Raw genomic sequence first — 17,551 nt, forward strand, 5'->3', positions numbered from 1 at the left:
TAAATGCGGCTTGACACAAGTTGTTATTTGACCTAAAATAAATAAGTGATTGTAAGCAAAATTTAAATGGAGAGTTTAGGAGGATAAACAATGGACTTTAAATTATCAAAGACACATTTGCTTCAGCAGGAAATGTATCGCAGATTTGCAGAAAATGAAGTTAAACCATTGGCAGAAGAAATGGATGAAACAGAAGTTTACAGCATGGAACTGCTTGCAAAGATGCAGAAATACGGACTTATGGGTATTCCTTACGCAAGAGAATACGGCGGAGTAGGCGGCGACTACCTCAGTTATGCACTGTGCATGGAAGAAGTATCAAAGGTTGACGGAAGTACTGGTATCACTATTTCAGTACATACTTCACTCTGCTGCTCATGCATCGACGGTTTCGGTACAGAAGAGCAGAAGCAGAAATTCTTAAGACCGCTCATCGACGGATCAAAGTCAGGATGCTACGGACTTACTGAGCCAAATGCAGGATCAGACGCAGCAGGACAGCAGACACAGGCTGTATATGACGAAGCTACAGATGAGTACATCATCAACGGTGGTAAGATCTTTACAACAAACTCAGGTTTTGCAGATACATGCATCGTTTTCGCTTTAACTGACAAGACTATCGGAACAAAGGGTATCTCAGCATTCATCGTACCTCTCAAGGATGACGAAGGCAACAGAACTCCTGGAGTTACAGTAAGTGAAAACATCAAGAGAATGGGTATCAGAGCAGCTTCAAACTGCGAAGTTTCATACGAAAACGTAAGAGTACCTGCAGCTAACAGACTTGGTAAAGAAGGACAGGGCTTCAAGATCGCTATGAAGGCTCTCGACGGCGGAAGAATCGGTATCGCTGCACAGGCAGTAGGTCTTGCACAGGGGGCATTAAACGAAGCTCTCGCTTACGTTAAGGAAAGAAAGCAGTTCGGAAGACCGATCGCAGCATTCCAGACAACTCAGTTCAAATTAGCTGACATGCAGACTAAGATCGACGCAGCAAGACTCCTCACATGGAGAGCAGCATGCACTAAGGATGCTGGCGAAAACTACGGTCCTGCAGCTGCAATGGCTAAGTTATTCGCTTCAGACGTAGCTAACCAGGTGTGCAGAGAAGCTGTACAGCTCATGGGCGGATACGGCTACTGCAGAGAATATCCTGTAGAAAGAGCATTAAGAGATGCTAAGATCACAGAGATATATGAAGGAACATCAGAAGTTATGAAGATGGTAATTTCAGGATCAATGAAAATAAAGTAGTAGTGTGAAGGGAGAAATTAACAATGAAAATAGTAGTGTGCATAAAGCAGGTTCCGGACACAAACGAAGTAAAACTGGATCCTAAAACTAACAGACTGATCAGAGATGGTGTTCCTAGCATCATCAACCATGACGATAAATCAGGTATAGAAGCAGCGCTTCAGCTTAAGGAAAAAGTAGGCGGAACTGTTACAGTTGTCTGCATGGGACCTCCACAGGCTGACGTAGCATTAAGAGAAGCTCTTGCAATGGGATGCGACGATGCATACCTGCTTTCAGCAAGAGAATTCGGCGGTTCAGATACTTGCGCAACAGCAATCATCATCTCAACTGCACTGAAGAAGATCGGATACGATCTCGTAATCACAGGAAGACAGGCTATCGACGGAGATACTGCTCAGGTAGGTCCGCAGATCGCTGAAAACCTCGGAATCCCACAGGTTTCATATGCAGAAGAAATCGACGTTAACGGAGATGTAGTAACGGTAAGAAGACAGTACGAAGACAGACATCACATGATCGACGTTAAGACTCCTTGCCTCATCACTGCACTGCAGGAATTAGCTGAGCCAAGATACATGCACGCTGGCGGCGTTATCGATGCTTATGCAAAAGATATCACTGTATGGGGCTTTGATGACTTAAAAGACGGTTTAAACCCAGACTTCATCGGACTTAATGGATCACCTACAAAGGTTGTAACTTCATTCGGTAAGATGGCTAAGGGTGCAGGAACTAAGTTAGATGTTAGCCCTGACGAAGCCGTTGCTGCAATCATAGCTAAGATGGAAGAAAAGCATATTATTTAGTTGGGAGGATTCGTAAAAATGAGCAAAGATTTATATGTAATAGCAGAGCAGAGAGATGGCAACATTGCCAAGGTAACTCTGGAGCTTCTCGGTGAAGCAACGATATTGGCTGCTGATCTTAAGGAAAAAGTTTACGCAGTCCTCATGGGAAACAATGTTAAAGACAGAGCACAGGAACTCATCGAAGCTGGAGCTGACGGTGTAATCGTAGTAGAAGATCCTATGCTCGAGGAATACGTGACTGAGCCTTATGCAAAGGCATTAACAGCAGTTATCAAGAACTATGACCCTAACATCGTACTGTTCGGAGCAACTTCGATCGGTAGAGACCTCGCTCCAAGAGTAGCAGCAAGAGTTCACACTGGACTGACTGCTGACTGTACTCACCTGGACATCGACATGAACAAGTACTTCGATTTCTTACATGCAACTTCAACTGCAGATACAGATTCGATCGCTAAGAGACTTGGCATGGACGACGTTACATTAAAGATGACAAGACCTGCATTCGGCGGTAACGTAATGGCAACGATCAGATGCGCTGATTACAGACCTCAGATGGCAACAGTAAGACCTGGAGTAATGAAGAAGATCGCTCCTGTTGCCGGCAAGCAGGGAACTGTTGAGGAGTTCAAGGTAGACTTCACTCCTGAAGACATGAACGTAACTATCAAGGAAGTAGTTAAAGATACTAAGAAAGCTGTTGATATCACAGAAGCTAAGGTTCTGGTATCAGGCGGAAGAGGTATCGGTTCACCTGAGTTCTTCGGCGAATTAAAGAAGGTTGCTGACTTACTCGGCGGAGAAATCTCATCATCAAGAGCAAACGTTGATGCAGGATGGATCGAAAGAGACAGACAGGTTGGTCAGACTGGTAAGACAGTTAGACCTGAACTGTACATGGCTTGCGGTATCTCAGGTGCTATCCAGCACATCGCAGGTATGGAAAACTCAGAGTGCGTAATCGCAATCAACAAGAACGATACAGCTGCTATCTTCGAAGTATCTGATTTAGGAATCGTTGGTGACGTAAAAGTTATCATCCCTAAGCTCGCAGAAGCTCTCGAAAAGTACAAGGCAGAAAACAACTAGTCTGCACTGTGGCAGTATAATAATCTGAATGACAAGAAGGTTGTGTTCCGGCATTATGCCGGACACAGCCTCTTTTCTTGTAACTAAACCAAGGAGGGTGAATACAAGTGATACATGAAATAGCTCCGCATTTTCTCGACAATTCATTTGCAAAGGCAAACATGGCTCGAGTCGGATCTGATTCTGTATTTTTTACATTCAGAGGAGGAAAAGTCCTCGTGTGCAATGAGAATGGCAGACTGAGCCTGCCGGTGATAGGGCAGCTGCAGGGCGAAGCCAGCGAGATTGCTGATCAGGCAGTTTATGCTTTCTCAGTCGATGAGTCACCGATGTTCCTGATTCCGGGAAAAGCTATGGCAGACAGGATCCCGGAAGGAAGTCCCGAGGGAATGGAATACGTCGATATACGTGAACTGTATGACAGGCATGAGAGATGGCCGGCGCTTGCAGCAGTTACTGCCAGACATCTGGATCACTGGTATGGAGAACACCGGTACTGCGGCTGCTGCGGAAGTGTTATGGAGCATTCCGATAAGGAACGTGCGATGATATGCCCTGAATGCCGGAATATCCAGTATCCGCGTATTTCCCCGGTGATAATGGCTGCTATAACAGACGGAGACAGACTGCTCGTCACGAGATATGCAGGAAGACCGTATAAAGGACTGGCGCTGATCGCGGGCTTTGTGGAGATAGGCGAATCGGTCGAAGGTGCTCTGCAGCGTGAAGTGATGGAGGAAGTCGGGTTGAAGGTGAAAGATCTGAAATATTTCGGCAGTCAGCCGTGGGGATTTTCTGATTCACTGATCACGGGATTCTTCGCATCGCTCGATGGCAGTGATGTTGTCACAGTTGATCGCAGCGAGCTTTCAGAAGCAGTATGGATGCATAGAGATGAGATCCCGCAGATGAAAAACGATATGAGCATCACGGCAGTGATGATAGAAGCGTTCAGGAAGGGTGAGATATAGGTCTGTAAGAACTTTGATCCATATAGGTCAAATTTCAGACTGGATTTAGGTTGCAGTGTGACATGTATTCAGCTGTCGACAGCGCTGGTGGTGATCATTGCAGTGCTTTAGTTTAAAAATGATGGGCGCCGCTATAAAGATTTATGATCATTATAGCGGCGCCCTGTTTTCGTGGATTATCGCTGATATACTTGGAGACGTTTTACTTTTCTTCATCTACAAATTCAAACAAGTCCTCAACGGTCACATGGAATACTTTCGCAATAGACATAGCCAATTTAAGGGAGGGATTATATCTGCCGTTTTCAAGATGAACGATCGTTTCTCGTCTTGTACCGACAAGCTCCGCAAGTTCGCTCTGCTTATAACCTGCCTGCTCACGATATTCTTTGATTTTAGTTACGAGCACTATTTTAAACCCCCTTTATATCCATATAGCAGAATAGGATAGTTCTTATAATTGACATCAGTACCAGTGTGCCGACCAGCATATATCCGATCACTTCCGGGGATACTGTAAATCTTAAAATAGCGGACAGAAATCCGATACAGACGATTAATACCGTTACGATCTTGTAGCAGATCGAATCGCAACGTTTTAGATTTGCAGCCGCCATTTCATCTGTGATCTCTTTCTTGTATTTTTTTTCACGTATAGCCAGGAAACAGAAAAAACAAAAAGCAAATATTGCAACGCAGTTTTGTATAGAGGAAAAATAATTTTCCCAGCTGTTTCTGGCCCAGCACCAGTAATATGCTGCAATACAAATTGTCAGCACGATACGTGCACCAACAAGCTCTCTTAATGTTACCTTTTTATTCATGATTCTCTCCTTGATGTTACATATTTCGCACTTGCGATGTTATAAATATATCACTTGAATATGAGAAGGTCAACACTAAAAGTGATATATTTATAACATTTTTTTCTGAAATCGTGTTGAGGATATCTAACAGGGGTATTATTATTTCAAAAATCATATCAGGCATTGCGGCTGGAAAAATAAAAAACGGCAGTATTCCTGCTGTCAAATCAGGAGATACTGCCGTTTTCGATTCTTTGAGATTTTTTAAATTCCTACAGATCTTCGCACATCTCTGCGACTTTGAGCATGATGGCACATTCGATCCTCTTTTTATGGAGCTGGCACCCCATGTCATACACGCCTGTTATCGAACCCGTCGTGTGATATGCGTTAGCAGCGCAGCCGCCGCTGCAGTAGAGTTTGGCGAAGCAGTCGGCGCATTCGCTGTGCGAATATACATTGCAGCCTTTGAATTCATCGCATACCGATGCGTTCGTGATGCCGTCGTAGATATTTCCGAGCAGAAACTTCTCGTCTCCGACGAACTGATGACATGGATACAGGTCGCCTGCCGGAGTAACAGCGACGTATTCAGTGCCGACGCCGCAGCCGGAGATACGCTTGACGATGCACGGCCCGCCTGTCAGATCTATCATATAGTGATAGAATGTAAAATCGCGGCCTTTGCCTTCACGTTTGCGATCGAGCATCTCACATGCCAGTCGCTCATACTCGGAAAGCAGCTTAGGTATATCGGATTCCTGAAGCGCATAAGGCGCATCTGCAGGCGCAACTACAGGCTCGATGGACAGCTCCTTGAAGCCGAGATCAGCCATGTGCAGTATATCGTCTGCAAAATCCGTATTATAGTGAGTGTACGTGCCGCGCACGTAGTAGTTCTGCTGGTTTCTTGAGTCAGCGAGCTTCTTGAAAGCAGGCAGGATCATATCGTACGTGCCCTCGTTTCCGTGAGTCCTTCTGACCTTGTCGTTTATATTTTTCCTGCCGTCCAGACTTATCACGACATTGCTCATTTCTCTGTTGGCGAATTCGATCACCTCGTCGTCGAGGAGCATACCGTTGGTCGTAAGCGTAAAGCGGAAATTCTTGTCGTGTATCTTTTCCTGAGAACGGCCATATGCAACGAGCTGCTTGACGACGTCGAAGTTGAGCAGCGGTTCGCCGCCGAAGAAATCGACTTCGAGATTGCGTCGCGTGCCTGAGTTTTCGATCAGCCAGTCAAGTGCGCGCTTACCGACTTCGTAGCTCATGATAGCCTGCTCGCCGTGATATTCACCTTTGCCTGCAAAGCAGTATTCACATGTCATATTGCACGCGTGTGCAACATGGAGACAGATCGCCTTGACTACGGACTGACGTTCCTTGAACAGGCCGGCCTGTCCGGAGAACAGGTCTTTTGTAAAGAGCTGGTGGTCTTTTTTCAGCGTCTCTATATCGTCGAGGATCTCCTGTACGTCAGCCTCTGATATGTCGTAGCGCTGACTGATCGTCGAGATTATCTCTTCTGCGGGTGTGTTCTCGTAAAGCGCGATCGCATCGTAAGCCGCATCATCTACAGTATGTATGCAGCCGCTTTCCGAATCCAGCACGATATTGTAGCCGTTTAATTTATATTGATGAACCATGTATATCCTATATTCCTTTCCAAATCAAACAGAATGTACGGGGATTACCCCGGTCACAAGAAAATAGCTGCATCCGGATCCCAGATGCAGCAATCGATATCAGTATGTCACAGTATCCTGAAACGAACTTCTAGTTCTTGCATTTTTCGCACTGCTGGTTAGCAACGCTGCATGAAGTCTTGCTTGCGGACTGACATGAAGTCTGGCATTCTCCGCAGCCCCCTGTCTTAGCAGATTTTTCGAGATCGCGTGATACTAAAGTCTTGATTCTTTTCACTTGTGGTTCCACCTTTCTGTTAAATGTTGTAATATTACTGCATAACATGATATCATATTTTCAACGGATTGTAAAGCATGGGAAAGTCTGATAATATATGGATATGAAGAACAAAAAAGAACTGAGAAAAGAAATACTTGATATAAGAAGCTCGCTCAGCGACGATGATGTAAAGCTGCATTCCGAGGCGATATGCAGCAGGCTGCAGGACACTGAACAGTACAGACGTGCAGAAAACGTGTGCCTTTACATGCCTATAAGGAACGAGGTGGATGTGACTCTGATAATGGAAAGGGCGCGGGCTGACGGCAAGACCGTCTGGCTGCCCAGGGTCAGAGATGGAGTTATGCATTTTCATCTGTATGGTGAGGAAACCGCACTCATCAGCGGGGCTTTCGGTATACGGGAGCCCGATTCGGAAAATGTGCTGGTGCCGGGAGGCGAGACGCTCGTGGTTATGCCGGGCGCGGTTTTTTCGGAAAAACGTGACAGGATCGGATACGGCGGCGGGTACTATGACAGGTTCCTTGAAAAATACGGAGAATGTATGACTGCGGCAGTGTGCTATGATTTTCAGATAACGGATGGTGTCCCTGCAGAGGAACATGACATCAGGCCGGTGCTGGTCGTGAGTGAAAAAAGGGTGATAGAGTGACGGAGGACGGGATGCGATGAAAGAAAAATATATAAAGGAAGTTCTGGAAAAAGTAAAGGACGGTGGTCTGGCAGTGGACGATGCGTATGAGCAGCTGCGTGATCTGCCGTTCAAGGATATAGGTTTTGCCAATGTGGATAATCACAGAGCAGTGAGGACGGGATTCCCTGAAGTGGTGTTCTGTCAGGGAAAGACACCGCGGCAGATCGCGCAGATCATGGCTGAGCTTGTGAAAAACGGCGGCAATATCATGGGAACGAGAGCGACCGCGGAAGATTATAAGGCGGTGAAGGAACTGCTCAGCGATGCGGAATACTATGAGACTGCACGTATCATAGCGGTCAGGGATATGGAATCTGACGGTGAGGAGACTATGGAGCAGAGACGGTCGGTCGCGGTGATAACGGCCGGAACTGCTGACATACCGGTAGCTGAGGAAGCTGCAGTGACAGCCGGGATGCTGGGCAACAGAGTGGACAGGATATACGATGTGGGCGTTGCAGGTATACACAGGCTGTTCGACAAGCTCGACAGGATAAGGGCTGCAGATGTCGTGATCGTCATAGCAGGTATGGAAGGCGCTCTGGCAAGCGTTGTCGGAGGTCTCGTGGACGTGCCGGTCATAGCAGTGCCGACGAGCATAGGGTACGGCGCGAATCTCGGAGGACTTTCAGCTCTACTTTCGATGCTCAACAGCTGTGCCAACGGAGTCGGAGTCGTCAATATCGACAATGGTTTCGGAGCGGCATACCTGGCTTCTGTGATAAACAGAAAACGCTGAATGTGGATCTGCTGATGAGCATCTTGAAAAAAGGAGCTTGTGCATGATGGACGTGGCGAATACCAAGACTGGGTTCCGGCATCTGGTATTTTGGTAAAAATTGCAGTTTTATGACCTGTATGAGAAGGTAAAATACCAAGAATCCATGATCGACACTCAAGCTTTGGTAAAATGACATCGAGAAATCGCTAGAATGACAGGAAAAATTACCAAAGACAATTAGGCTGAGTCGATATTCTGGTAAATGACGATTTTTTTCAATGTGATATTCGGGCAAAAATGCTAAAAAGCATGATCTGGAATAATATTTTTGGTAATCGTTCATAACTGTTGTGTAGGTAACCGCTGACCGTCGATAACAGGCGGGTGGCAGATACATAAACTTTAAGATTATCTAGATGAGTGCGAGCGGTCTGCTGGTGAAAAAGCCCGTGCCTAGGGTGAGAAGATCGGTGAAGCCATAGGACGTTCTGAGGGCGGTATTGAGATCGCCGGAAAGATGTTAGCCAGATGTTAGCCAAAGGAATAGATCGCGATATTATATATAGAAGTCACCGGAATATCAGAGGATGATCTCAGAAAACTATAATGCGACTCACTTTAATAAAAGTAAAACTCCGTCCGTGATTTCAATATCGTGGCGGTTTTTTCTTTTGGTCGATTATGTGAATGACCGTTTATCGGCTTTTTCTAAGGATTCTTTTGAATTTAGACTGGACATAACAGCATGCAGAGTGTATACTGTTATTACAGTAATCAAGTAACACTTTAATGTGATAAAGCAAAGGGGGAGCGAATATGAAATACAATCTCAGACCTGATGAACGAGCCACGCTGGAGCTCAGAGGACTTTTCGAGAAATTCGGATATAAAAAATACAAGATAAGCAAATTCGAGGAATACTCGCTTTATGCGACGAACAGGAACTTTCTGATAGGCGACAAGGTGCTGACCTTTACAGACCTTGACGGAAGACTGCTGGCGATGAAGCCGGACGTGACGCTCAGCGTCATCAACAATACGGGCGCGACGAGAGAGAAAAGCGAGAAGCTTTACTACATAGAGAACGTTTACAGAGAAAACCGCGAGAACCACTGCTTCAAGGAGATCAACCAGATGGGTCTCGAATATATGGGAAGGATAGACAGATACAGTATACTCGAGGTGATAGCGCTTGCAGCCAAGTCGCTCAAGACGATCGATCCCGACTATCTGCTCGAGATATCGCAGATGCACTACACGATAGATTTCATCGATTCGCTGGGACTTGATGAAAACATCTGCAGAGAACTGCTGGAGCACATCAGACAGAAAAATGTGACGGGTATAAACAAGATCATAGAGACCGCCGGGATCGACGGCAGGAACGCCGAGATCCTCAGCGGAATACCATTTCTTTACGGTGAGATGAGCAAAACGCTGAAAAAGGCGAGAACCATGGCGGTGAACGAAAAAATGGAAAAGGATCTCGATGAACTGCAGGAATACTGCAGCGCGCTCAAGAGCCTTGGATACGCGAAAAATATACAGATCGACCTTTCCATGATAAACGACATGGAATACTACAACGGCATAGTGTTCAGGGGTTACATAAGAAATCTGCCGGGCTGCGTGCTGGCCGGAGGTCAGTACGACAAGGCTATGCAGCTGTTCGGAAAGGATGCAGGCGCTGTGGGTTTCGCGATCTATCTCGACGAGCTCACAAAGGGCAGGATGCCGGCTTCGGAATACGATGTCGACGCGCTGCTGATCTACGACGCAGAAACACCTGCAGCTGACGTTTTCAAAGCGGTGAAGAGCCTGCAGAAGGAAGGCCTGACGGTCAGAGCGGAGACGGAGGCACCTGCGTGCCTCAGATACAGAGAGAAATACATTCTTGAAAACGGTGAGACAAAGAAGGAGGAGATATAAATGCTGAATATAGCGCTGCCTAAAGGACGTCTCGGAGATCAGGTATACGATATGCTTGCATCGGCCGGATATGACTGCCCGGGATATTATGAACAGAACAGGAAACTCGTTTTCGAGAGTCCGGAGAAAAACGTAAGATATCTTCTCGTAAAGCCGAGCGACGTTGCGATCTATGTCGAGCACAGGGCTGCAGACGTCGGTATCGTGGGCAAGGATATACTTCTAGAGAACAAATCAGACGTTTATGAGCTGCTCGACCTCGATATAGGAAAGTGCAGGATGGCTGTCGCTGCGCCGGACGGATACATAGAAGACCCTGACAGGACGCTGCGCGTGGCTACGAAGTACGTGAACATCGCGAAGAATTTCTATGGCGGCAGGAACAGAGATATAGAGATAATAAAGCTGAACGGAAGCATCGAGCTGGCTCCGATACTTGGTCTTTCGGACGTGATCGTCGATATCGTGGAGACCGGTAATACGCTCAGGGAGAACCATCTGAGCGTGATCGAGGAGTTCGAGAACATCAGCGCGAGGTTCATCGCGAACAAGACGAGCTTCAAATTCGAAAATGAGATGATAACGGACATGCTTCAGAAGCTGGGAGAACAGGTGAAATGAGCAGATTTTTAAATGAAAAATTCCAGACTCTCGAGCCGTACACGCCGGGCGAACAGCCTAAGGTGCTCGGGAAACTGATAAAACTCAATACGAACGAGAATCCTTACGAGCCGGCGCCGTCGGTCGTAAAGGTGATAAACGAGGCGGAAGTGAACAGGCTGAAGCTTTATTCGGAACCGGCGGCATCGCAGTTCACAGACGCTGTTGCGGAATATTACGGTATCGGAAAGGATCAGGTGATCGCAGGGAACGGCTCGGATGAGATACTCGCATTCATATTCATGGCGTTCCAGGGCAGGACCGGCAGGGTATACTATCCTGAGATAAGCTACAGCTTTTATCCGGTATACTGCGATATCTTCAGGGCTGAGAGCGTGAAAGTGCCGCTCGCGGAGGATTTTTCCATAAGACCGGAGGACTATTACGACGCGGACGGAACGATCGTGATCACTAATCCTAATGCGCCGACAGGGATGGCACTGACGCTCGATCAGATCGAGGCGATACTTAAGCATAACATAGACAACCTGGTCGTGATAGACGAGGCGTACGTTGATTTCGGAGCGCAGAGCGCGGTGAGCCTGATAGACAGCTACGACAACCTGATGATCGTGCAGACCCTTTCCAAGTCGAGGAGCCTTGCAGGCGCGAGAGTGGGCTTTGCGATGGCAAACAGCGGGCTGATAGCAGATATGAACAGGATAAAGTTCAGCTTCAATCCGTACAACCTAAACCGCCTCTCGATCCTTGCGGGAGCCGAGGCGATGAAGGATACCGCATATTTTGAAAAGACGAGAAAGCTGATAATGGACACCAGAGAAGCTTTCGTTGCGGACATGAAAAAACTGGGATTCCGCGTGCTTCCTTCGAGTGCGAACTTCGTGTTCGCTTCCGGCGATCGTATTTCCGGCGAAGAATATTTCACAAAGCTCAAAAAATATAATATAATAGTAAGGCATTTCAAAGATGAAAAGATCAGAGATTTTGTCAGAATAACGATAGGCACGCCTGAAGAAATGAAAGCGCTTGTCAGAGCTACGGAGGAGATCCTCGGATAGTGCGTGCAGAAGGAGAAGCGTAATGAGAAGAAAAAAGATCGTCAGAGACACGAAAGAGACAAAGATAGTGCTCGCACTGGAGATAGACGGAAGCGGCGCATATGAGATAAACACGGGATGCGGGTTCCTGGATCATATGCTGGAGCTGTTCACCAGACACGGCAGATTCGATATAGCTGTCGACTGCAACGGCGACACGCATGTCGACTACCATCACACCGTGGAGGACATCGGCATCGCGATGGGAAGAGCTTTCAGAGAGGCGCTCGGAGACAAGCGGGGCATCTACAGGTACGGGAGCATGCTGCTGCCTATGGACGAGGCGCTCGTGCTTTGCGCGGTAGATATAAGCGGCCGCAGCTGCGTCAATTTCGATGTGCAGATACCTACTCAGAAGGTCGGAGATTTTGACACTGAGCTGGTGAAGGAATTCATCGAGGCGCTGGCGCGGGAGATGGGTCTGACGATACACGTGAAGATGCTGGCAGGCGAGAATTCACATCACATAATAGAAGCTGTATTCAAGGGAATGGGGCGCGCGCTCAGACAGGCATGCGCGGTCGAGGACGAATACGCGGATGAGATACCTTCGACAAAAGGAGTGTTGTAGATGATAGCGGTAATAGATTACGGAGTAGGGAACCTGTTCTCCCTCACAGCTTCGCTGAAATATCTCGGAGCTGAAACGGTAGTGACGAACAGGAGCGAAGATATAGAAAAGGCCGACAGGATCATACTGCCGGGCGTAGGGGCATTCGAGGATGCTGCAGCAAAGCTCAGAGCCACAGGTCTCGTGGATACGATCATGAAAGAGACCGCAGCGGGCAAGCCGCTGCTGGGGATATGTCTCGGCATGCAGCTGCTTTTTGAGGAAAGCCATGAGTACGGAGTGCACAAGGGTTTAGGTCTCATAAAGGGCACAGTGGCGTCTATAGATGAGGATCTGAAGAAGCAGGGCATAACTGATCTCAAGGTTCCTCACATAGGCTGGAATGCTCTGGACTTCAAGGAGGACGAGCCGCTTTTCAAGTATATAAAGCAGGGCGACTGCGTGTACTACGTGCACAGCTTCTACGGCAGAGACTGCGAGGAGAGCACGATAGCGACTTCGATGTATGGCATAAAGATCACGGGAGCTGTAAGAAACGGCAGCGTTTACGGAACGCAGTTCCACCCGGAGAAGAGCGGAGACGTCGGACTCAACATACTTAGAGCATTTATGGAGGTGTAGGCGGATATGAAGATTTTTCCTGCAATAGATTTGAGAGACGGTAAGGTGGTCAGGCTTTTTCAGGGCGACTACGATCAGATGACCGTTTACAGCGATGATCCTGTGGAGATCGCATCATCATTCAAGGCAGCGGGCGCCGGCAACCTGCATCTCGTCGACCTCGACGGTGCGAAGGACGGAAAGCTCGTTAACTACGACTCGATAAAGAAGATCACAGAAAATGTGGATATGTTCGTCGAAGTCGGAGGCGGTATCAGGGACGAGGAACGCATCAGGCAGTATCTCGAGATCGGAGTCGGCAGAGTGATACTGGGGACTGTTGCGGTAAAAGATCCGGAGTTCCTGGAGGAAATGATCGCAAAATACGGCGACAGGATAGCTGTAGGCGTGGATTCGAAAGACGGATACGTCGCAGTTAACGGCTGGAAAGAGGTGACCGACAGAGAAAGCTTCGAGTTCTGCAGATATCTGCAGAAGATCGGAGTGAAGACCGTGATATACACTGATATCTCCAGAGACGGCAGCCTGGAGGGGACTAATATGGAAGCCTACAGGAAGCTCGCCAAGATCGAGAACCTGGATATCGTGGCGTCGGGCGGCATCAGCTTTTACGAGGAGATAGAGCAGCTGAGGGATGTCGTTTCGGCAGCGATCCTCGGCAAGGCGATATACAGCGGCAAGCTGGATCTGGCAAAGGCAGTGGAACTTGCTGAATAGAGATGGGAGAAGCGAAACATGATCACTAAGAGAATCATACCTTGTCTCGACGTAAGAAACGGCAGGGTTGTAAAAGGCAAGAATTTCGAAGGCATACAGGATGTTTCGGATCCTGTGGAAATGGCGAAGTTCTACAACAGAGAAGGCGCCGATGAGCTGGTGTTCTATGACATAACAGCCAGCGTGGAAGAGCGCGGGCTCTTTACAGATATACTCACGAAAGTGGCGTCAGAGATATTCATACCGCTGACAGTGGGCGGCGGCATAAATACTCTGGACGATTTTGACAGAGTGCTCAAGTGCGGAGCTGACAAGGTCAGCGTGAACAGCGGCGCGATCCGTGATCCGCAGATAATAGAAAAGGCTGCGAAGAAATACGGAGATCAGTGCGTCGTGCTGAGCATGGACATAAAGCGCGTGGACGGCAGCTTCAGGCTCTTTGCAAAGGGCGGACGTGAGAACACAGGCATAGATGCGCTGCAGTGGGCGGTCGACGGAGTGAACAGCGGAGCGGGAGAGCTCGTTGTGAACAGCATCGATACCGACGGAGTCAAGCAGGGCTTCGATCTGGAGCTGCTCGATGAGATCGCGGCGAGAGTCAATGTGCCGATAATAGCGTCGGGCGGAGCGGGAAAGATGGAAGACTTTTCAGAGCTCTTCAGACATAAAGGCATGGACGCGGGACTGGCTGCGAGCATTTTCCACTACAAGGAAATAAAGATAGCAGATCTTAAAAAATATCTCAGAAATGAAGGCGTGGAGGTCAGATTGTAATATGGATATAGAAAAACTCAGATTTGATGAAAAGGGACTGATCCCTGCAGTGGTGCAGGATCACTATACGAAGCAGGTCCTGACGGTGGCGTACATGAACCGAGAATCTCTCGAGATCACGATGAAAGAAGGTTATACGTGCTTTTACAGCAGGAGCAGACAGGAGCTGTGGAGAAAAGGCGAGACGAGCGGCAACACTCAGAAGGTCGTATCGATCACATCCGACTGTGACAGAGATGCGCTTGTGATAGAAGTGATAAAGAACGGACCTGCGTGTCACACAGGAGAAGAAAGCTGTTTCTTCAACCTCGAATACATCGGCGAGGGAATGACGCCGTTTTCATACGAAGGTCTGTACAAGATGATCGAAGGCAGGAAGACTCAGCCGAAGGAAGGCAGCTACACTACATACCTGTTTGAGAAGGGCATGGACAAGATCCTCAAGAAGGTCGGCGAGGAATCGACAGAAGTCATCATCGCAGGCGCGAAGAACGACAAAGAAGAGACGATATACGAAGTTGCTGATCTGGCGTACCATCTTATGGTGATGATGGTGGAACAGGGCATAACCCTGCAGGACGTCACGGCAGAACTGACGAAGAGACATGTCATAGACCACAAGGTGAAGCAGGAGAGAATGAAATAGCTGTCGGATTCCCACGGCAGATCTGACAAATATACATGTTACATATCACAAGGTGAAGCGATAAAAATTGAAATAATTTGTCGAATCATGTCAGAGTGTAAAATATTTTAGTGCAATGTGGCACAGGATGTCGACTAAAACCCCCTGTATAAATCCGGTTTTGAATATAAAATATGTATTGGAATCAATTATAGTTTTGAACAAAGCTGATGTTTGGGGATACATATGAAGAATGAAGCAGAAAGAGCAAATATGGCAAAGACCGAATTTCTTTCAAACATGTCACATGAAATAAGGACGCCTTTGAATGTGATAGTAGGCATGTGCGACATCGCAAGACATCATATAGACGACAGGGAGAAAGTCGCGGAGTGCCTTTACAAAATAAGTGTGGCCGGGGATCTTATCACCGAAATGGTCAATAAGGTCCTGGACATAAACAGGATAGAGCAGGGAAAGCTGACACTTCACGAGAAGCAGTTCGATATAGGAGACCTCATGGTCGAACTGAACGATATGCTGGAACCTATGGCTGTTGAAAAGAGCATAGTTTTCAGGGTATCTGACAAGGAGGTGATGAACCGCTGTATAATCGGAGATTACAGCCGTGTGATACAGATCATGATAAATCTGGGTACCAATGCGATAAAGTATACTCCGCACGGCGGTTTTGTCGAGGTCAGAGTGTGCGAAAAGGAAAATCCGGACCCTGATGCGGTAACGTACGAGTTCCTGTGCAGAGACAACGGTATAGGGATGTCTCCGGAACTGCTGGAGCATGTTTTCGAACCGTTTGTCAGAGGAGAAGAAGCGGCGGCGAAGGGCATCCTCGGATCCGGTCTCGGCATGTCGATAGTGAAAAAGATCACGGACGCGCTTGGCGGAGAGATACATATAAGCAGTATGGAGGGTGCCGGCACGTGTGTGACGGCTGAACTCGAGTTCAAGGTTGCAGAAGGCAGCAAGAAGATAGATAACATAGAGGAATTCAGGCAGCAGGCAAGGATGAAGCTCAGGGAAAAGAAAATCGTTCTTGTGGCTGAAGACAGACTGGACAACCGCGAGATACTCGTTACATATCTGGAAGAGCTCGGCTACGAAACGCGGACTGCCGACAACGGAGAAACGGCAGTAGACATGTTCATGGATTCGGAAGAGGGATTTTACAAAGCTATACTGATGGATATCGAAATGCCTGTGCTGAACGGATATCAGGCTACTATGATGATACGCGGACTCAACCGTACGGATCGTGATGTACCTGTGATCGCAATGACAGCAAACGTATTCGCAGATGATAAGGCAGAGGCTGACAAGGTCGGGATGAACGATTATGTCACCAAGCCGCTTAAAAGAGAAAAGCTGCTGGATGTCCTGAAGACATGGATAGACGACAGAAAATAGAAAAGATGAGAAGACAGGCTGTACCTGCCGGATGGCCGCGAACGCATCACGGTCTGCGGGGACAGTCTGTTTTTTGTGCCATTGATTGTAGCACAGCGCAGTGATTTGTGTTATACTATGCATGATATGATTTATTAGACTGCCCGGTGATAGTATGGGCTTTATTAGGAGTTGATTATGAAGGCAAAATATAAGCGAGTGCTGCTTAAGATCAGCGGAGAAGCCTTAGCGGGCGATGATCATTTCGGGATCAATGAAGACATGCTGAAAAAAGTAGCCCTTCAGGTAAAAGAAGTAACAGAGATGGGCGTACAGGTCGCAGTAGTAGTCGGAGGCGGCAACTTCTGGCGCGGCAGGACCAGCAAGAGCATGGACAGAGCTACAGCGGACTATATGGGAATGCTGGCTACGGTGATGAATGCTATGGCGCTGCAGGATTCTTTTGAAGCGGAAGGCATACCTACGAGAGTGCAGTCCGCGATAGAGATGCGTGAGGTCGCTGAACCGTACGTGAGAAGAAAAGCCATCAGCCACCTCGATCACGGCAAAGTCGTGATATTCGGTGCAGGCACGGGGAATCCGTTCTTCTCGACAGATACGACAGCCGCTCTAAGAGCAGCTGAGATAGACGCGGAAGTGATACTGCTCGCGAAGAAAGTCGACGCTGTATATTCAGATGATCCGGAGACGAATCCGGATGCAGTGAAGTTCGATTCGCTCACACATCGCGAAGTGCTCGAGAAGGACCTGAAAGTAATGGATTCCACAGCTGCATCGCTTTGCAGAGACAACAACATCGCCATCCACGTGTTCGCACTGGCTGACGAGGGAAATGTCATGAAAGCGGTATGCGGCGAAAAAATAGGAACGATCGTTAAATAAAATTGGAGGAAAG

At 47.7% G+C, this 17,551-nt stretch carries 20 protein-coding genes; 16 read left to right on the forward strand and 4 right to left on the reverse strand.

The genetic code is table 11. The features are described from left to right. The first annotated feature begins 90 nt into the window (after nucleotides 1-90). The 4 genes from OCV59_RS08705 (at nucleotide 91) to nudC (ending at nucleotide 4,129) form a co-directional block, all read left to right on the forward strand. On the forward strand, nucleotides 91-1,257 hold the full coding sequence (locus OCV59_RS08705) for an acyl-CoA dehydrogenase family protein (protein ID WP_147594104.1): 1,167 nt from the start codon (nucleotides 91-93) through the stop codon (nucleotides 1,255-1,257). Nucleotides 1,258-1,280: 23 nt separating this feature from the next. Further along, a complete protein-coding gene (locus OCV59_RS08710; RefSeq protein ID WP_147594105.1) occupies nucleotides 1,281-2,066 on the forward strand; it encodes an electron transfer flavoprotein subunit beta/FixA family protein in 786 nt (261 codons plus the stop codon). Nucleotides 2,067-2,084: 18 nt separating this feature from the next. Then, entirely contained in the window at nucleotides 2,085-3,158 is a 1,074-nt protein-coding gene (locus OCV59_RS08715; RefSeq protein WP_147594106.1) for an electron transfer flavoprotein subunit alpha/FixB family protein, read from the forward strand. A gap of 107 nt (nucleotides 3,159-3,265) precedes the next feature. Further along, the gene (gene nudC, locus OCV59_RS08720; protein ID WP_147594107.1) at nucleotides 3,266-4,129 is read left to right on the forward strand and encodes an NAD(+) diphosphatase; all 864 of its coding nucleotides are present in this window, start codon (nucleotides 3,266-3,268) and stop codon (nucleotides 4,127-4,129) included. A gap of 202 nt (nucleotides 4,130-4,331) precedes the next feature. Here the strand turns inward: nudC and OCV59_RS08725 are convergent, their stop codons facing one another. From OCV59_RS08725 to scfA, 4 genes are all read right to left on the reverse strand, one after another. Continuing rightward, nucleotides 4,332-4,541, reverse strand: a complete 210-nt coding sequence (locus tag OCV59_RS08725) for a helix-turn-helix transcriptional regulator (protein WP_147594108.1) — start codon at nucleotides 4,539-4,541, stop codon at nucleotides 4,332-4,334. 1 nt (nucleotide 4,542) lies between these two features. Next, entirely contained in the window at nucleotides 4,543-4,953 is a 411-nt protein-coding gene (locus tag OCV59_RS08730) for a DUF3796 domain-containing protein (RefSeq protein ID WP_147594109.1), read from the reverse strand. A 254-nt stretch (nucleotides 4,954-5,207) separates the two neighbouring features. Continuing rightward, on the reverse strand, nucleotides 5,208-6,581 hold the full coding sequence (gene scfB, locus OCV59_RS08735; RefSeq protein WP_147594110.1) for a thioether cross-link-forming SCIFF peptide maturase: 1,374 nt from the start codon (nucleotides 6,579-6,581) through the stop codon (nucleotides 5,208-5,210). Nucleotides 6,582-6,711: 130 nt separating this feature from the next. Continuing rightward, nucleotides 6,712-6,858: a six-cysteine ranthipeptide SCIFF gene (gene scfA, locus OCV59_RS08740; RefSeq protein ID WP_147594111.1), complete on the reverse strand. Its 147-nt coding sequence runs from the start codon at nucleotides 6,856-6,858 to the stop codon at nucleotides 6,712-6,714. 97 nt (nucleotides 6,859-6,955) lie between these two features. Between scfA and OCV59_RS08745 the strand changes: the two genes are divergently transcribed. The 12 genes from OCV59_RS08745 to pyrH all read left to right on the forward strand — a co-directional run bounded on the left by OCV59_RS08745 (nucleotide 6,956) and on the right by pyrH (nucleotide 17,538). Beyond that, nucleotides 6,956-7,513: a 5-formyltetrahydrofolate cyclo-ligase gene (locus tag OCV59_RS08745; RefSeq protein WP_147594112.1), complete on the forward strand. Its 558-nt coding sequence runs from the start codon at nucleotides 6,956-6,958 to the stop codon at nucleotides 7,511-7,513. Nucleotides 7,514-7,529: 16 nt separating this feature from the next. Beyond that, nucleotides 7,530-8,294 (forward strand): nickel pincer cofactor biosynthesis protein LarB, encoded by a 765-nt coding sequence (gene larB / locus OCV59_RS08750; protein ID WP_147594113.1) that lies wholly within the window; start codon nucleotides 7,530-7,532, stop codon nucleotides 8,292-8,294. A gap of 798 nt (nucleotides 8,295-9,092) precedes the next feature. Then, nucleotides 9,093-10,205 (forward strand): ATP phosphoribosyltransferase regulatory subunit, encoded by a 1,113-nt coding sequence (locus tag OCV59_RS08755; protein ID WP_147594114.1) that lies wholly within the window; start codon nucleotides 9,093-9,095, stop codon nucleotides 10,203-10,205. Further along, complete coding sequence (gene hisG, locus OCV59_RS08760; protein ID WP_147594115.1) at nucleotides 10,206-10,826, forward strand: ATP phosphoribosyltransferase; 621 nt, start codon at nucleotides 10,206-10,208, stop codon at nucleotides 10,824-10,826. Next, nucleotides 10,823-11,884 carry a histidinol-phosphate transaminase gene (gene hisC, locus OCV59_RS08765; RefSeq protein ID WP_147594116.1) on the forward strand — a complete coding sequence of 354 codons (1,062 nt, stop codon included), beginning with the start codon at nucleotides 10,823-10,825 and terminating at the stop codon, nucleotides 11,882-11,884. The genes hisG and hisC overlap by 4 nt, the downstream gene beginning before the upstream one ends. 22 nt (nucleotides 11,885-11,906) lie before the next feature. After that, nucleotides 11,907-12,494 (forward strand): imidazoleglycerol-phosphate dehydratase HisB, encoded by a 588-nt coding sequence (gene hisB / locus OCV59_RS08770; RefSeq protein ID WP_147594117.1) that lies wholly within the window; start codon nucleotides 11,907-11,909, stop codon nucleotides 12,492-12,494. After that, nucleotides 12,495-13,115, forward strand: a complete 621-nt coding sequence (hisH, locus tag OCV59_RS08775; protein ID WP_147594118.1) for an imidazole glycerol phosphate synthase subunit HisH — start codon at nucleotides 12,495-12,497, stop codon at nucleotides 13,113-13,115. Nucleotides 13,116-13,121: 6 nt separating this feature from the next. Continuing rightward, nucleotides 13,122-13,832, forward strand: coding sequence for a 1-(5-phosphoribosyl)-5-[(5-phosphoribosylamino)methylideneamino]imidazole-4-carboxamide isomerase (hisA, locus tag OCV59_RS08780; RefSeq protein ID WP_147594119.1), 711 nt, complete (start codon nucleotides 13,122-13,124; stop codon nucleotides 13,830-13,832). 18 nt (nucleotides 13,833-13,850) lie between these two features. After that, nucleotides 13,851-14,606: an imidazole glycerol phosphate synthase subunit HisF gene (gene hisF / locus OCV59_RS08785; RefSeq protein WP_147594120.1), complete on the forward strand. Its 756-nt coding sequence runs from the start codon at nucleotides 13,851-13,853 to the stop codon at nucleotides 14,604-14,606. A gap of 1 nt (nucleotide 14,607) precedes the next feature. After that, nucleotides 14,608-15,252, forward strand: coding sequence for a bifunctional phosphoribosyl-AMP cyclohydrolase/phosphoribosyl-ATP diphosphatase HisIE (gene hisIE, locus OCV59_RS08790; RefSeq protein WP_147594121.1), 645 nt, complete (start codon nucleotides 14,608-14,610; stop codon nucleotides 15,250-15,252). A 225-nt stretch (nucleotides 15,253-15,477) separates the two neighbouring features. Then, nucleotides 15,478-16,656: a hybrid sensor histidine kinase/response regulator gene (locus OCV59_RS08795; RefSeq protein ID WP_147594122.1), complete on the forward strand. Its 1,179-nt coding sequence runs from the start codon at nucleotides 15,478-15,480 to the stop codon at nucleotides 16,654-16,656. Nucleotides 16,657-16,830: 174 nt separating this feature from the next. Next, nucleotides 16,831-17,538 (forward strand): UMP kinase, encoded by a 708-nt coding sequence (gene pyrH / locus OCV59_RS08800; protein ID WP_147594208.1) that lies wholly within the window; start codon nucleotides 16,831-16,833, stop codon nucleotides 17,536-17,538. Nucleotides 17,539-17,551: the final 13 nt, after the last annotated feature.

The organism is Brotomerdimonas butyrica, from assembly GCF_025567305.1.
Classification (GTDB): domain Bacteria; phylum Bacillota; class Clostridia; order Peptostreptococcales; family Anaerovoracaceae; genus Lentihominibacter; species Lentihominibacter butyricus.

What these genes read in the sequence shown, in the direction of transcription:
- OCV59_RS08705 (WP_147594104.1), top strand. Translation starts at nt 91, where the DNA reads ATGGACTTTAAATTATCAAAGACACATTTGCTTCAGCAGGAAATGTAT.
- OCV59_RS08710 (WP_147594105.1), top strand. Translation starts at nt 1,281, where the DNA reads ATGAAAATAGTAGTGTGCATAAAGCAGGTTCCGGACACAAACGAAGTA.
- OCV59_RS08715 (WP_147594106.1), top strand. Translation starts at nt 2,085, where the DNA reads ATGAGCAAAGATTTATATGTAATAGCAGAGCAGAGAGATGGCAACATT.
- OCV59_RS08730 (WP_147594109.1), bottom strand. Translation starts at nt 4,953, where the DNA reads ATGAATAAAAAGGTAACATTAAGAGAGCTTGTTGGTGCACGTATCGTG.
- scfB (WP_147594110.1), bottom strand. Translation starts at nt 6,581, where the DNA reads ATGGTTCATCAATATAAATTAAACGGCTACAATATCGTGCTGGATTCG.
- OCV59_RS08745 (WP_147594112.1), top strand. Translation starts at nt 6,956, where the DNA reads ATGGATATGAAGAACAAAAAAGAACTGAGAAAAGAAATACTTGATATA.
- larB (WP_147594113.1), top strand. Translation starts at nt 7,530, where the DNA reads ATGAAAGAAAAATATATAAAGGAAGTTCTGGAAAAAGTAAAGGACGGT.
- OCV59_RS08755 (WP_147594114.1), top strand. Translation starts at nt 9,093, where the DNA reads ATGAAATACAATCTCAGACCTGATGAACGAGCCACGCTGGAGCTCAGA.
- hisG (WP_147594115.1), top strand. Translation starts at nt 10,206, where the DNA reads ATGCTGAATATAGCGCTGCCTAAAGGACGTCTCGGAGATCAGGTATAC.
- hisC (WP_147594116.1), top strand. Translation starts at nt 10,823, where the DNA reads ATGAGCAGATTTTTAAATGAAAAATTCCAGACTCTCGAGCCGTACACG.
- hisB (WP_147594117.1), top strand. Translation starts at nt 11,907, where the DNA reads ATGAGAAGAAAAAAGATCGTCAGAGACACGAAAGAGACAAAGATAGTG.
- hisH (WP_147594118.1), top strand. Translation starts at nt 12,495, where the DNA reads ATGATAGCGGTAATAGATTACGGAGTAGGGAACCTGTTCTCCCTCACA.
- hisA (WP_147594119.1), top strand. Translation starts at nt 13,122, where the DNA reads ATGAAGATTTTTCCTGCAATAGATTTGAGAGACGGTAAGGTGGTCAGG.
- hisF (WP_147594120.1), top strand. Translation starts at nt 13,851, where the DNA reads ATGATCACTAAGAGAATCATACCTTGTCTCGACGTAAGAAACGGCAGG.
- hisIE (WP_147594121.1), top strand. Translation starts at nt 14,608, where the DNA reads ATGGATATAGAAAAACTCAGATTTGATGAAAAGGGACTGATCCCTGCA.
- OCV59_RS08795 (WP_147594122.1), top strand. Translation starts at nt 15,478, where the DNA reads ATGAAGAATGAAGCAGAAAGAGCAAATATGGCAAAGACCGAATTTCTT.